This is a genomic window from Flavobacterium sp. B114r, assembly GCF_056824125.1.
The window spans coordinates 1,595,829-1,610,252 of the sequence record NZ_CP124858.1 but is presented as its reverse complement, the minus strand read 5'-3'; the positions used below and the strand labels follow the sequence as shown (position 1 = coordinate 1,610,252).

11 protein-coding genes, 1 tRNA gene and 1 riboswitch are annotated in these 14,424 nt (G+C 34.4%); of the genes, 3 read left to right on the top strand and 9 right to left on the bottom strand.

The window, feature by feature from the left end; all coding sequences use genetic code 11:
• Nucleotides 1-81: 81 nt before the first annotated feature.
• Genes QLQ94_RS07160 through QLQ94_RS07140 form a run of 5 tightly spaced genes read right to left on the bottom strand, consistent with a single transcriptional unit; the run spans nt 82 to nt 4,113 of the window.
• Nucleotides 82-1,344: a hemolysin family protein gene (locus tag QLQ94_RS07160; protein WP_271336352.1), complete on the bottom strand. Its 1,263-nt coding sequence runs from the start codon at nt 1,342-1,344 to the stop codon at nt 82-84.
• A 3-nt stretch (nt 1,345-1,347) separates the two neighbouring features.
• Entirely contained in the window at nt 1,348-1,542 is a 195-nt protein-coding gene (locus QLQ94_RS07155) for a hypothetical protein (protein ID WP_271336351.1), read from the bottom strand.
• A gap of 2 nt (nt 1,543-1,544) precedes the next feature.
• Entirely contained in the window at nt 1,545-2,102 is a 558-nt protein-coding gene (gene lptC / locus QLQ94_RS07150) for an LPS export ABC transporter periplasmic protein LptC (protein WP_271336350.1), read from the bottom strand.
• Between the two features lie 51 nt (nt 2,103-2,153).
• On the bottom strand, nt 2,154-3,386 hold the full coding sequence (bamG, locus tag QLQ94_RS07145) for a BamG family beta-barrel-assembly machinery protein (protein ID WP_271336349.1): 1,233 nt from the start codon (nt 3,384-3,386) through the stop codon (nt 2,154-2,156).
• A complete protein-coding gene (locus tag QLQ94_RS07140; RefSeq protein ID WP_271336348.1) occupies nt 3,379-4,113 on the bottom strand; it encodes a type III pantothenate kinase in 735 nt (244 codons plus the stop codon). Before QLQ94_RS07140 ends, bamG begins: the two co-directional genes overlap by 8 nt.
• A 99-nt stretch (nt 4,114-4,212) precedes the next feature.
• On the opposite strand from QLQ94_RS07140, the gene QLQ94_RS07135 reads away from it, so the two are divergent.
• Nucleotides 4,213-4,285 (top strand) — tRNA-Phe (locus QLQ94_RS07135).
• 237 nt (nt 4,286-4,522) lie between these two features.
• Here the strand turns inward: QLQ94_RS07135 and QLQ94_RS07130 are convergent.
• Nucleotides 4,523-5,842 carry a DUF5074 domain-containing protein gene (locus QLQ94_RS07130; protein WP_271336347.1) on the bottom strand — a complete coding sequence of 440 codons (1,320 nt, stop codon included), beginning with the start codon at nt 5,840-5,842 and terminating at the stop codon, nt 4,523-4,525.
• 320 nt (nt 5,843-6,162) lie between these two features.
• Nucleotides 6,163-6,354: riboswitch (cobalamin riboswitch) on the bottom strand.
• Nucleotides 6,355-6,598: 244 nt separating this feature from the next.
• Between QLQ94_RS07130 and QLQ94_RS07125 the strand changes: the two genes are divergently transcribed.
• Nucleotides 6,599-8,095, top strand: coding sequence for an MFS transporter (locus QLQ94_RS07125; RefSeq protein ID WP_482499429.1), 1,497 nt, complete (start codon nt 6,599-6,601; stop codon nt 8,093-8,095).
• A 10-nt stretch (nt 8,096-8,105) separates the two neighbouring features.
• Nucleotides 8,106-8,333, top strand: a complete 228-nt coding sequence (locus QLQ94_RS07120) for a DUF6814 family protein (RefSeq protein WP_072954970.1) — start codon at nt 8,106-8,108, stop codon at nt 8,331-8,333.
• 179 nt (nt 8,334-8,512) lie between these two features.
• On the opposite strand, the gene QLQ94_RS07115 is transcribed toward QLQ94_RS07120, so the two are convergent.
• Genes QLQ94_RS07115 through QLQ94_RS07105 form a run of 3 tightly spaced genes read right to left on the bottom strand, consistent with a single transcriptional unit; the run spans nt 8,513 to nt 14,237 of the window.
• Entirely contained in the window at nt 8,513-9,601 is a 1,089-nt protein-coding gene (locus tag QLQ94_RS07115) for a SusE domain-containing protein (protein WP_271336345.1), read from the bottom strand.
• A gap of 20 nt (nt 9,602-9,621) precedes the next feature.
• A complete protein-coding gene (locus QLQ94_RS07110) occupies nt 9,622-11,226 on the bottom strand; it encodes a RagB/SusD family nutrient uptake outer membrane protein (protein WP_271336344.1) in 1,605 nt (534 codons plus the stop codon).
• 35 nt (nt 11,227-11,261) lie between these two features.
• A complete protein-coding gene (locus tag QLQ94_RS07105; RefSeq protein ID WP_271336343.1) occupies nt 11,262-14,237 on the bottom strand; it encodes a SusC/RagA family TonB-linked outer membrane protein in 2,976 nt (991 codons plus the stop codon).
• Nucleotides 14,238-14,424 lie beyond the last annotated feature (187 nt).

The following is a 14,424-nucleotide window of genomic DNA, read 5'->3' as shown; positions in this document are numbered from 1 at the left end:
TTTGCGAAAATACAATTATCTAGTTAATAACAATACAACTAGGGTTTTATTTTACACAATTTTTTTCATTAATTTAAAAAATCACTCTTTTATCGTCAATTTCACCAATTCGATTTTCTTATTTGAAGCTTCCTCAATCACAAAATGATAGCTGTCTATCACTATTTCGTCACCTTTTTGAGGAATTTCCTTGGTAGAATTAACAATAAAACCGCCTAATGTTCCATAAGAATCTTCTTCAGGAATAGATAACTTATAAGTTTCGTTTAAGTACTCAACATCTAATCTGGCAGAAAATAAATACCTGCCTTCGCCTAATTCCTGTTCGATCAACTCTTCTTCATCTGAATCGTGCTCATCTTCAATCTCTCCAAAAAGCTCTTCAACTATATCTTCTATTGTAATGATCCCTGAGGTTCCTCCGTATTCATCTAAAACAACCGCTACGTTCTTTCTTTTCTTAATCAATAAATTCAGCGCATCTTTTATCAAAATAGTCTGAGGAACAAATTCAACAGTCATTAAAACTGATTTTATTGTTTTGGGCTTTTTAAACAGATCAAATGAATGCACATAACCCACAATATCATCTACTGAGTTTTGACTGACTATTATCTTAGAATAACCTGTTTCTATAAACAACTCCTTAAGCTCTGCAATACTGTCAAACAAATCAATATCGACTATCTCTGTACGAGGTGTCATTATATCGCGTGCTTTTACTCCTGAGAATTCTAAAGCATTTTGAAAAATCTGAATTTCGGAATCTACTTCATCATCATCTTCAACAGAATTCATTTGCTCTGTAATATAATTTCCCAGTTCTATTTTACTAAAATACAATTGAACCTGATCGCCCTCTGTCTTGAAAAATTTTTGCAATACAAAATCTGATATCCAGATAAAAAAAGTGGAAATGTAATAAAACAGCCTATAAAACAGATATGCCGGAATTGCAAAAAACTTAATTAATGAATTGGCATAGATCTGAAAAAAAACTTTAGGAAAAAACTCTGCTGTTATTAAAACGATAAAAGTCGAAAGTATGGTTTGAACCAATAAACTTGTTAAATCAGAGAAATGAAATCCTAAATTGACAATGCATTCCAGAATCAAATCTCCCATATAAAAACCATAAACAACCAATGCGACATTGTTACCAATAAGCATTGCAGCGATAAACTTCGAGGGATTTTCGGTAAGTTTCGTTAAGATTTGTGATAAAAAATTATCTTGTTTTTTTTCTATTTCAAGATAAATTTTATTCGAGGAAACAAAAGCTATTTCCATTCCTGAAAAAAATGCTGATAGTATTAAACATAGTATTATAATACCAATTTCCATTTTTTACTGTTTTTTGTTACGATCATCAAATTTCCTGGCAAATTTTCTCCTGAAGAAGAACATAAAAACTGCCATACCCGCAATTATAAAACTCAGGGTAGCACCATCATTACCTTCGTTTATTTTTATAACTCCGTCATAAATAAAGTAAACGGCAAATGCCAAGTAAACGTACTGTGTATATTTTAAATAATTCATAATTATATTTTTTCGTCTGATTCTATTTCGCCACTTACTCGTTGCGAATTAATCACTTTAAAATCTTTACTAAAATCTATTCCCTGACCGTAAGAAATTCCTTTTGCATCTGTAAGCTTAAACTTTCTTTCAGTATAAAACCATTCATTTTTCTGATCGAAAAACAATTGTTCCGTTTCGAGTATCTGCCCTGTTTCTGATGTAATTTTGACCTTTCCCTGTAAATCTATTATGCCGGTTGGCTTATACGAAACCGCATAATTTGACACTATAAAAGTACGCTTTTGTTTTTTATCGTATAATGTAACATCGATTCCTTTTGGAAACTCCGTAAAAGGGAAATCCAAATTGGAATAATCTAACATTTTTGGACTTTTAAGAACTCCTGTAATTAATCCGGAATCAGTGTATTTGATATTAACAGTATCTGCATCACTTCCGGGAACAAACTCTGAGAAATTAATTTTCTGAACTTCCTTAAAATTACTTTCGCATCCAAAAAACAGTGTCACAGTAAAAACTGTGACAACCGCTATAATATATCTCTTTGGTAAATTCATTTGCCAAATGTAGTAAATTGTACGAGCTTAAAAAAACGCAAAAGTGTATCTTTAGTTGAATTTACTTTTCACGAACCATCTGTCATTGAAAGAAAAACTCAAACTAAAGTTGAAATAGTTCTCCTGAATCAAATCTGCAGAAGTTGTTCCTCTTTTACCAAATTCCACACCAACGTTTACATTTGAGAAAGATCCGTTACCAAGAGGAATCCCGGCACCTAAACTCATTCCCACATCATTGATTGATTCGTTATTAACAACAAGACCCAGTTTCTCGTATTTTAATCCGGCTCTGTACGTGATCCTGCTTAAATGACTGGTAAATGAAGCGTAATTAGGGATATAATATCCACCAATTGCATATTTCTGATACTTTTCATAACGCACATTATCTGCTGCATTATAATAATTCGCAAGTTGTCCGTTACCTTGAAAAGCAAGTGTAGTACCTACTAACCATTTTCTTGCCTGTCCTATACCTGCACCAAATGTTATTTTGTTTGGCAGTTTTAAATTAGTTTCCTGTGCAGCTCCTTCATAAGGATCCGGATCACCATCTACCGTAATAAACCTTGTACTGTTTGAGTTTAATGTACTTGCAAAAGTATAGCTCAAACTCGTAAACAAACTTAATTTTTTATCAATTTTTGTTTGATACATAGTACCAATATTAAAACTAACCCCGGACAACTCAGAAGTATTTGTTTCCTGAGTACCGTTTTGAACTCCTGTAGCAAGCTCAACACTTGTAGTTGTAATTTTACCAAAATTATATTGTGCATCAGCTCCAATATTCCACTTAGGTGTAATTTTATATCCTAAACCTGCAAATACTTTATTAACTCCACCTTTTCCCTGAAGTTGTGAACTTGTTCCGTCTACTATCGCTGTCTGGTCATTTAGAATTTTATATCCAACTGAAGTTACAGGTACTAAACCAAACGCTGCTCCAAATTTTCCCATTGGGATTCCCAACGCTAAATAATCAAAAGTAGATCTTTGTGCTTTTGCAGATTCATCTGTAGTTTTTAAAGTAGATGAACCAAATGTTCCTCCAACTGTAAAAACAGTTTGTCTTAAACTGGCATAACTGGATGGATTTTCAATATTCAAATGGATACTATCCTGCTCTACCGAAACCCCTGCCATAGACCTATTTTCAAGAGTTCCTCTAAATCTGACATCTCCAATTCCGAAGAAAGAATAAGGAGAAGCTGTACCCTGTTGAGCAAATGAAACGAACGAGATAAGCAAACAAGCGCTTACTATAATTTTTTTAATCATTGTCGATTTTATATTGAAATGTTTGGTTCAAACTTTCTAAAAGGAAATTTGAATTGGCAAATATGGTATTTTTTAATCGTTTAGCCAAAAAAACTGCATCTCCTCCCGTTAAAATTATTATAAAATTTGAAAAGTTTGCTCGATATTCATCGATAAAACCGTCAATCTCATAGACGAACCCATTTACAACGCCGGAATGAATGGCTTGTGTTGTTGAGTTTCCTATATACAACTCAGGCGCCTCAAAAGCCAGCAAAGGCAGTTTAGCGGTGTAATTATGCAATGCTTCGTAACGTAATCGTAATCCCGGAGATATGGCTCCTCCCAAATAATTATCATTTTCGTCGATAAAATCGTAGGTAATGCAGGTTCCTACATCGATGACTAATCTGTTTTGTTTAGGAAACTGCAGTGTTGCTCCCGAAGCCAAAACCATTCTGTCGATCCCTAACGTTTTTGGGGTCGCATATTTATTTACAAAAGGATAAACATCTTCATTCGTTAAAAAATGAATTTTTAATTCGTTTTCGAACGTCAAAAAAGATTGCTTATCGATGTTTCCAACTGATGCAACAACCAAATCAGAGCAGTTTGGAAATTTTTCTAAAATTTTTTCAATTTTTTTTTCAAGCTCATTTTTCTCAAAAACAAAATTTTCAAGAACAGTATTTCCCTCAAAGACAGCTGCTTTAATTCGAGTATTTCCAACATCAACCGTTAAAATCATCTTTACTTTTTTATCAGTGCGAAGATACGAATTGATTTTTTTAAAAAAATGTTTTGGATAAATGAAAAATGATTCTATCTTTGCACCCGCAATCAGCACGGTGCCTTAGCTCAGATGGTAGAGCAATGGACTGAAAATCCATGTGTCCCTGGTTCGATCCCTGGAGGCACCACCGTTAAAACCCGAATAGAAATATTCGGGTTTTTTGTTTTTAATAGTTTTTCAACCGCCAAGAATCCGAAAATTGACCGTTTTTTTACCGCAAAGAGCGCAAAGATTTTTTATTTAGGACTACGTTTAAAAACGCAAAGTTCGCAAAGCTTTATGATAAAGCTTTGCGAACTTTGCGTTTTTTACTTTGCTATCTTTGCAGTTAATTTTTTTTTCTAAAATCCGGTTCCAAAAAAAACTATTGATGAAACACCGAAACTGCAGGGAAATAATATCCTGAATAATTTACGGATTCTGTTTTAGCTCCTGAGTCAGCATTGAACAGATAAAGATTATTGATTGCGAAATTCACACCAAAACCTTCATTTACTGTATTTACCACCAAAGTGTTTTTCTTTCGATCATATCCAATTCCTGCCCCATATAAGATATTTGAATTTGTTAATGTAATAAAAGGCGCACTAAGAGACTCTGGAGTACCACTGTACTTATACACTTGTTTACCACCGCTAAAACTACCATTTTTAGCAATAAAAATATCATTTTTAGCAGCCGTTATAGATCCCGGATGCCATGCTCCCCAACTTCCGTAAGCCTGAAAACCTAATGCAATTTCTTTTACTTCAAGCGTATTTGAGTCTATACTGATAAGATTTTTACCTCCTGCAGCCCAAACTTTTTTATCATCGGTAACAGCAAATCCTAAAACTATTCCCGGAATCGTTTTTTCGACTGTCAATGTTGAAGCATTAATAACAATAACACCTTTTGTAGCTGACAATGCAAAAATATAACCGTTTGCCTTAACAACATCTCCTACCTGACCTGTAACGCCTTCGATTTGCCCACTAACCTCCATCGTATTAAGATTAAGCTTAAATATCCCTTTACTGGCTGTTAACAAAGCTTGATTTTCATCAATACCTACTACCGCACGCCAGTCGTTTCCGCCTTTTGCAGGGATTCTTTTCTCTTCTTTTAGAGAATAAGCATCTGCTACTACTACCGGTCCGCCAACTTTAGAAACTAAAAATAGTTTTTTATTAATGATAGTTCCAAATTCTAATGTAGAGGATGCCGGTTTTAAATCTTTGTCCGGATTTACTTTTACAAAAACACTATCTTCTATGGCTTTTGTATCGTATCTATAAAACCCTACCGTTCCTGTTCCGTGACCAAACCATCCTTCGTTGATTACATAAAAACCATTCTCATATGCTCCGTATGCATGGATATCATAGGTAAGAGCTACTTTTCCACCTTCATTTTTGGCTGTCATTGTAATTTTAAAATCACCTCTGGTTTCCGGTTTAAAAACATAAGTAGAATCAGACCCTACAACACTTCCATTTACTGCCCATTCAAAGGACACATTTTTTCTATCTGCTAATTTCGAGTTTAACTGTAGTGTTTTTCCAATGGTCAAAGTATCTTTCAATTGCTGCTCGCCTTTTATTACAGGAGGCGCTGTAAAATCATCATCATTATTACACGAAACTGTAAGCATCATCAAAGAAGCAATTGCAATTAATTGCCTGGAAAAAAATTGGTTTTTCATTATTAAATATTTAAAATTTTAGTACTTAAATCTTTAAATCGAAATACAGCTTACTCTAACAAAAGTTCTATAAACAAACTTTTGTAAAAGCACAGCATATTGTACAGCGAAAGGTTGTAATGATTTTTTTTGTGAAGAAAAAGAAAATATCGGAATGAAAAACCTCCAGAAGGAAATTGCTTTTGCGATGTTATATTTGCAGAAAAAAAATCTCATAAATTCCATTTTTGGCTTACGAGAATAGAATAACCAAACCATACCATGATCACGTAAAGTGAAAAAGTATTGTTCTTAATTCAAGCTTCAATCCCCGAAAGCTATTTATTACTATAAAAATGGCAGGTCTTCTGACTTGCTCCCTACCCCCAGCCTTCCCTTTCGAAATGAAAAGTGACGTATTAAAGGGTTTCGGTTAATGAGCTTACAGCTGCGGGACAGTTTTGGATTTACACCAAATTCCCTTTTAATGTCTATATTTCTTCAATATGACAACCATTTCCTGATTCAAAATTTGAGGTGCAAAACTAGTGTTTTCTTTCTTAAAAAAACAATAGATTCTTTACTTTAAAGGGTTTCAGCATTTCTTCAACATATAATTTATACGGAATTATCAGGCTGTGATTTACCGAATAAATGTTGAGTTAACAATTAAATAACTTTTGTTAAAAAAGTATCAAATAAATAAAAAAATATCTTTTATATTCGTAAAAAAATATTTTATAGTTTTATTTATTATCAAGTACACAAAGTCAACTTATGAACAAAACTTCTACAAAAGGCATTTGGAAAGTAATTTCGGCCTCGTCAATGGGTACAATGATCGAATGGTATGATTTCTATATTTTTGGAAGTTTAGCCGTTGTAATTTCAACTAAATTCTTTCCAAGCGACAATCCCACCGCAGCATTTTTATCCACTTTAGCCACTTTTGCAGCAGGATTTGTGGTGCGTCCTTTTGGTGCATTATTCTTTGGAAGACTTGGAGATATCATTGGTCGTAAATACACTTTTATGGCTACTTTACTGCTAATGGGCGGTTCTACTTTTTTAATAGGCTGTATCCCGAGTTATGAAACGATTGGTTTTATGGCTCCGTTATTAGTTTTGATTTTACGTTTACTACAAGGACTTGCTCTTGGCGGAGAATATGGCGGTGCTGCCACTTATGTTGCTGAACATGCTCCTGTGGGACAGAAAGGATACTGGACTTCCTGGATTCAAACCACGGCAACGGTTGGTTTATTCATTTCTTTAATGGTGATCTTAGCGACAAAAAATGCACTTTCTCCTGAAGACTTTGATTCCTGGGGATGGCGCGTTCCGTTTTGGGTTTCTATTGTAATGGTAGGAGTTTCTTATTTAATCCGTAAAAACATGGATGAATCTCCTGTATTTGCCAAAGCTAAAAAAGAAGGTACTACGAGTAAAAATCCATTAAAGGAAAGTTTTGGAAACAGATATAATCTAAAATTTGTTTTGCTGGCATTATTTGGCGCTACAATGGGACAAGGTGTTGTATGGTATACCGGACAATTTTACGCCATGAGTTTTATGAAAACTGTAATGAATGTAGACTCATCACAGGTTGACACTTTACTTGGAATTGCATTATTAATGGGAACTCCGTTTTTTATCTTTTTTGGATGGCTGAGTGATAAAGTAGGACGAAAATACATCATGATGAGCGGAATGTTACTCGCCATTTTGTTTTACAGACCTATTTATAAAATGATGTATACGACCACAGATGTGAGTTATAAAACTGAAATCACAGATAAAAGAAATCAATCTATTGACACAAACAAAAATAATGACAAAATAACGTCAATCTCAAAAACCTATACTGACGGAACTTCGTATATCGAAAAGAAAACAGATTTTGCAGATAAAAAAGAGGCTCAAACTCATATATCGATCAATATAAATTCAAGCGATGAATGGACTTTAATTCTCTTGGTTTTTATCCAGGTTTTGTTTGTTACCATGGTCTATGGCCCAATTGCCGCATTTTTGGTCGAAATGTTTCCAACAAAAATCAGATACACATCAATGTCTCTGCCTTATCACGTTGGGAATGGTATTTTTGGAGGTTTACTGCCTGCCATTTCTACCTATTTCGTAACACATGCCAAGCAAGCCGGAAAACCGGATTTTTATCTTGACGGACTCTGGTATCCTATTATTATAGCATCTGTTTGCTTTGTAATTGGAATGATTTACATTGATAATAAAAACAAAACTAATCACCTTTAATACTATAATTATGAATACGATCAAACAAATTTTAGGTGTTTTATGGATTATTCTTGCAGCTGCAGCAGCTTACTTTTGTGTCTTTGAATTTGGCTTGCCCAAACTTCTTTCTGACCAACAGGACGATTTAGTATTTGGAATCATTATCCTTTTTATTCTTACTCCTTTAATTGTTCTGGGATTGGGAACTTTTGGTTATTTTGCCGTAATTGGGGAATACAACGATAAGAAGAAATAGAAAATAAATTACACGAGAAAAGGGCTGTCTACGTTATGTAGAACAGCCCTTTTGCATTACTAACCAAACCAAAATTTTTACTTTGTAAGTGTGTTTTTATTCATTACCAACTTCCATAAATATAGCTTCGATTAAAAAAAGGCTACCTACAGAGATAGCCCTTATTAATTTCAGGGAAGTTATCCTTGATTCGGAATCATTAAATAGCTTCCGTCTAAATCATTGAAATAAATAACATATTTAGATTTTTCTACTGGTATGTTTTCTCCATTACCGCCTCCTGAAAAAGCAGTATCTCCACCCCAGGCAACATCCCAACCATCATTTGCTCTAAACTTAAGTCCACCATCATTTAAGGCAGTCACGCCAAGGCTCCATGCGTGTTTATTAAAAGTAGAGTTTACCATAGGGGTAGAAGCATCCCAACCTTTTGGTGTACTGTCTCCAATAATTCCAACCGTTGCGTTCGTTTTTGCAGCAGCATCATTATAAGTTACTAATGTATACGTTAAAGCTTTTGTGTTAAATTGAAAAGTATAATATCCATCTGCCGGAATTGTAAATTCGCCTGCATTACTATTTATTTCAATAGCATCACTTCCGGCTTTCCCTAATTGAGTCGCCCAGCTTCCTTTTTCAGAAATCAACTTAAAATTACCTGCTTTAAAGAAACCTGTAAATTTATATAGATCTGCATTTTTTCCATCTCTATACATCGGTTGATGCTTCGTGTCAAGGTTGTTATCCCAACCACCTTCTACAGCAGCTCCTACTAAATACCAATCCGTAAAATCATATGCTACTCTTCCCGAGTAAGGTGTTACACTGATTGTGATAGCTTTAGACATCTGAGGAACTTCTCCTGAAATATCCGAAGAAACTTTTACGTCAAACTGAGATACTACATCTGTTGCTGCTCCTAAATCAATTGCTGCCTGATTTAAATCTTTAACCAGTACAGAAACTTCAGCAATATTACTCGTTGTTTCAAGGGTTATCGCTTTTGTAAAATCGCCACCTTTTTTATCAATTATCAACTTATATTTTAGCACTACAGGAGCAGAATATACTGCTTTTGACCATGTAAATTTGTCAGCTACATCTCCTGCATGATCTGCATCTAATACAAATTCTTTTCCTGTTACTGGCGCAGTTATTTCAGGCGCTGTAACAGCATCAACAATTGGCCTGTTATCTACAGCATCAGCATTACATGATACCGCCAATACACCAATAAATGCGATTAAAATTTTATATATATTTTTCATTTTACTATTTTATAAAGGTGTTAGTATCCTGGATTTTGCTTCAATGTTGGATTTGCCTGAATAGTTCTGGCAGGAATAGGCATTAAATCTCTGAATGATTCAGTCGACGTACCAGTCATAACCCCACCTTTCCATTGCCAGATTTTAGATCCTCCGGTAAATTTCCCAAAACGAATCAAATCTGTTCTTCTGTGGCATTCCCAAAATAATTCACGTCCTCTTTCTGCCAAAATAAAGTCAAGAGTCAAATCTCCATTAGTTATTGATCTAGCTTCAGCTCTTTTTCTAATTTGGTTAATATATCCTACAGCAGTACCTATATTACCTGTACTGGCTCCTCTTACCGTAGCTTCAGCATACATCAAATAAGCATCAGATAATCTGAACATTGGAAAATCAGTATCCGGAACATCTGGTCTTTGCGCTTTTGATCCGTCAGAGTTTACATTGATGAATTTTGTTACAGCATAACCATCTGTAAAAGTTGATACGTTATTAATATCTAAAGACTGACCATCTGTATAAAATGTCCCTCTTTTATCTCCGGTTGCAGTAGCATCAGGAAAAAGAGCCACAAACTCTTTACGAGCTCTGGTTCCCTGCCATCCACCATCCATACCCTGATCTGCAGAATCCATACTACCACCAATAGAAGCGTGAATGATAAAACTCATTCCTCCACCTACTGCTCTAATAGCATTACCATCACTAATGATTGGAAAAATAAATTCGCTTTGAGCTCCGTTTCTATTATTGTCTGCAGAGAATAAATAACGATATGGTACATCTGCAAATTTATATGTTGAATTAATAATTTCACCACATAAAGAAGCTACTTCGCTATTTTTTTCTACTCCTATGTATACCTTAGCATTTAAATAAATTTGTGCCAATAAAAATTTAGCAGCAACTTTATCTATTCTACCATATTCATTTGCTCCAGAAGCAGCTAAATCTTTATCCATATCTTTTAACTCCCCTTCAACAAAAGCAAAAACTTCTGCTCTTGTTTTTTGCACGGGATAAAATAATCCAACAGGATCAGCTTCAGTTGTAATAGGCACACCTCCAAACAAATCCATTAGATTATAGTAAGAGAATGCTCTTAAAAAACGAGCTTCTGCTCTAAAAGTCACAATTTGCGCTTTTAGATTATCATCCACTCCTCTGGCTTTCAATTTTTCCTCTGTAGTTTGTCTTAAAAACTCATTCGCAACACTAATTTCATAGAATGCTCTTGAGTATGTTCCTGCCAAAAATTCATTTGCAGGAGCCCAATTTTGTGTATTTAAAGTGGGTAAAGTACCATCAGCCCATCCAATAATTGCTTCATCAGTAGGAAGTTCCTGCACCACAAAAAGCAATCTTAAATAACTACTAAAGTCTCCTCCAAGTCCTGCAATATCCGGTTTACCATCTCCGTCATTACCTCCTACATATAAACCTGCGTATAATTTTGCTAATACTTGTTTGTATGAAGCCGGGTCCTCAAAAAAGGTCTCAGATAAAAATTCGTTTTTATCACGAGGCGTCACATCTAAGTCGCCAGTACACGAAGTAAGCGTCATATTTAATCCTAAAATCAATAGGAAAAAATAAGATATATGTTTAAATGATATTTTCATTTTATTTCTTTTTAAATTTATTTTTCAGTGCGCGATTAGAAACTTGCATTTACCCCAAACAAGTATGTTCTGGCTCTTGGGTAAACATTATTGTCTATTCCGTTGAATTTCTCAGGATCTAAACCACCATATTTTGTAAGTACAAAAACATTCTGAACACCGGCAGTAAATCTTAAACTAGCTGATTTTAATAACGTTTTATCAAAAGTATACCCAAGAGTAACATTATCTAACTTGATAAAAGAAGCATCTTTTATGTAATAATCAGATAAGTAACGAGATGTACCATTGTCTTCATACGTAAATCCAGTATTAAGATAATCAGAACCCACATTCGATAAATCTGTTTGTCTTCTTAAACCTGCGTCAGAATATCCAAGGTTAGAACTCACATTATCAAAAATATAATTTCCTAAACTCGCTCTCCAGTTCATTGTAAAATCAAACTTTTTATAGTTTAAAGTAGAAAATAATCCAAACGAGTAATCTGCTGCTGGTTTATGAAATCTGTAACGATCTCCATCATCAATTTTACCATCTCCGTTTCTGTCTACATAAGCGCCGGCAATTGGTTTTTTATTAGCATCGTATAATTGCTCGTATACTAAAAATGATTCTGGTGAGTATCCTACAGAATTAACCTGAATTTTATTTCCACCACCTCCGGCAATATTATCTCCGGTTAAGTATCCGTCAAAACCTGGAACAGTAACTCCTAAATCTGTAATTTTTCGATCAATATAGGTAGCATTAAAAGCAACATTCCAGTTCAATTTATCCCCTTTAATGATGTCTGACTGAATATTAAACTCAAACCCTTTAGTTCTTACACTACCAACATTATAAGTTCCAGTATTTCTAATATTTGCTCCATCCGGAACCACAACATCTGCTAATAAATCAGTTGATTTTTTATCAAAATAATTTACTGTACCCGTAATTCTGTCATTCAGGAATCCAAAATCAACCCCAAGGTTCATCTCTCCTAATTCTTCCCACTTGATATTTTCATTATATCCTTCAGGTCTTGCTGTTTTATAAATGGTATTCCCAAAAATATACTGAGAATTAATAGTACCAAGTGTAACTCTTCTCAAATAATCGTACTGAGCTAAAATATCCTGTTGTCCGGTTGTACCATAACCTACCCTTAATTTTAAACTAGAAAGTGTATTATTATCTTTTAAGAAAGATTCTTCGGCAATATTCCATGCAAAAGCTGCTCCCCCAAAATTACCCCATCTGTTTTCTTTAGAAAAACGTGAAGTTCCGTCTCTTCTGTAGTTCAGTGTCAAAAGGTAACGGCTGTCATAGTTTAATGTCAAACGACCAAAAAAAGATTGCAAATTAACGTCCGGATCAATTGTTGTTAATTCATTACGAGTTGGCTGTGTAGTCTCTCCTGATTCGTATTTTTGTTTTTGAAACATCTGATAGTTATATCCTGCAGTTGCATCAATCTTAAATTTACCTAAGTCTTTCGTATAATTAAAATAGGTGTTTAAGTTCTTATTTTGAAGATCATTAGTGTAACTATTGTAGTTTCCTAAATTTACCCAATTTCCCGAACTAAAAGCATTTGGCTGATATCCTAAAGGACTTTGTGTACTTTGTCTGTTATATCCGCTGCTATCAAACCTGTCAATACCGGCTTCAGCGATGATTCTTAAGTCTTCGAAGAAATGAAACTTATAATCTACTCTAATATTACCCCATTTTCTGGTAGAAGTTGATCTTTTGTCTTCCTCATTTAATCTGGCAACCGGGTTTCTTGAAGGCAATAAAGGTAAATTTCCGTTAGGTTCTAACCATTCAAAATACCCTCCGTAACGAGATCCTGACTGATAAACAGATTGTGTAGGATCAAATCCTATAGCTCCGCCAATAACAGCTCCTTCATCCTGAAATTGATTTTTATTAAACGATATATTTCCGCTAATATCAATTTTCAGGTGATTATCAAATAATACCGGATTTAACGATATCGATGTCGTAGTTCTTTCAAAAGAAGTGTTTCTTAAGATTCCAGGATTATCAACATTACCAACAGATAAACGCACCGGTAATTTATTAAATAATGAACCACTTACAGAGATATTATTGTTCGTTGTCAGGGCTGTATGAAAAATTTCATCCTGCCAGTTTGTATTTGCAGTCCCCATTAATGCTTGTTGAGCAGGAGTACCTTTAGTATTTACTAAATTACGAAATTGGTCAGCACTTAACACATCAACCGTATTAGCCACTGTATTAATACCAACTTGTGAGCTAAAATTAACTTTTACACCGCCTTTACTTCCTTTTTTAGTCGTAATTACAATTACACCATTTGCTGCTCTGGATCCGTAGATCGCTGCTGCAGAAGCATCTTTAAGCACTGTAAAAGATTCAATATCATTAGGGTCAATTGTAGACAAAATACTAGTTGATCCACTTGGTACTGCATTACTTAACGGAAGTCCGTCTAATACAATCAAAGGTTCATTAGAAGCTGTTAATGAAGATCCTCCACGTATTCTAATATCAGCTTTTGCTCCCGGAGCACCTCCTCCAACAACATTTACACCAGCGATACGACCGCTGATTAAACTTTCCGGAGTAACGTTGATTCCTTTGTTAAATTCTTTTGCAGAAATTTGGGATACAGAACCTGTAGCATCTTTTTTCTTAACAGTACCGTAACCTACCTGTACCACAACTTCTTGAAGCTGATTGGTATCTTCCTCTAAAGAAACTGATAAAGTTTTTTGACCATTAAAAACTATCGTTGACGTTTTATACCCAATAAATGAAACCAAAATTTTGTCTCCATTTTTTACATTAGATAACTGAAATTTACCGTCAAAATCTGTTGATGCTCCGCCTGGGGCACCCTGTACATTTACATTTACTCCCGGGATTGGTTGCCCCGTTGCCAGATCGGCAACTGTTCCGGTTACAGTACTTTGAGCGAGTACAGTAAATGGTAACAGTAGGAATAAAAATAACAACTTATTGTAAATTGTTTTCATACTTTTTGTTTAAATTAGTTTGAGTTTGTGATTGTTATTTAAGTTTTTAATTTTACTTCGAATTTCAAAATTAGGAATTTATTAACATGACCAACCAGTTACAATTTATATTACATTACGAAAACGTGATAGTGTTGAAAACTTTCTATATTTTGTAATCTTTTCAGTCAAAAAATATCAATTTAGA